The organism is Escherichia sp. XD33 (genome assembly GCF_019375075.1).
Classification (GTDB): domain Bacteria; phylum Pseudomonadota; class Gammaproteobacteria; order Enterobacterales; family Enterobacteriaceae; genus Enterobacter; species Enterobacter flexneri_A.
Window position 1 is genome coordinate 1 of the sequence record NZ_JAENDM010000205.1, and the last position, 1072, is coordinate 1072.

The following is a 1072-nucleotide window of genomic DNA, read 5'->3' on the forward strand; positions in this document are numbered from 1 at the left end:
TTCAGGTTATTCCGCAACCACTCACCACCGGCAATCACATAAACTTCATTCACAGCGTGCTCCCTCCGAAGTGATAGTTGTTCTGGTAACGACTGAGCATGCGGGCGGAAAGCTGCTGACGCATGTAGCTCATCTGACGATCGACAACCAGCAGCGCATCCTGCTGTACCTGCACCTGTGACTGAAACGCCGCAATCTGCCGGGTGGCATCATTCATGTTGTCGTTAATATGTTCGATAACTGCTTCGTCATAATTTCCTGTGGCCACCATCGCCCGGGCCTGCTGTATCAGCTCCTGAATGTACTGCAGCAGGATGTCGTAACCGATATAGTCCGTCAGCTGGTAAATCATGCTGTTGGAAACTCCGAGCATCTGCGGGTCAACCAGGTATTTGAAGACGGGGATGGTGGTACTGGAAATAAAGCCTTTTTCCTTGTCATCCAGAGGCGTGTCACTGACCGCCTTGTTCTGAATGCTGGCCAGAAGTTTAGTAATCTGAGACTTCAGTGCATTATCCCGGCTGATGGTCACCGGTGTGTCTGCCACCACTTTCAGGCATTTATCAGAATCGTTGCAGTGATAAATTTTTGCTGTGCCGCCTTCCATCATGGCCCGGATAATTGAGCGGTCAGTGGTTCTGGCTGACAGCGGTGTGATTTCGCCGTTGGGACCAAACACCAGTGAGCCGGTCAGCGTCATCACAAACTCTTTCAGCTCTTTGTTGCCGTCAAACATTCTGTTTTTGGAAAGCGCATTCCACATGATGTTGATGTTTTTGGTCACCCGCTCCTTATCCTTGTCGCTGGCTTTATCCCTGACACTGTCAGATTTCCCGCCAACGGTACATCCCTGCCGGGAAGCCGCCCAGTCAGCAAAAATATTGCTCTCACCGGCAATGTCCTGACAGACTTTTTGCTGGGACACCTGCGTCCGGGGGAAAAGCCCGCCAATAATCCCCTGCGCCGCCTGGCAGGAACTGAGGTTCATACTGTTAATGTCGCTTGCCATTTTCTGCAGGAAGTCTTTTGCGGTTTTGATTTCCGGCACCGTTGTCTGCAGGGCAAGGTCAAA

1 protein-coding gene is annotated in these 1072 nt (G+C 51.4%); it reads right to left on the reverse strand.

Annotation, left to right across the window (positions count from 1 at the left end; all coding sequences use genetic code 11):
• Positions 1–49: 49 nt before the first annotated feature.
• The coding region (gene traH, locus K0778_RS26300; protein WP_021527951.1) for a conjugal transfer pilus assembly protein TraH at positions 50–1072 on the reverse strand (1023 nt) is incomplete at its 5' end.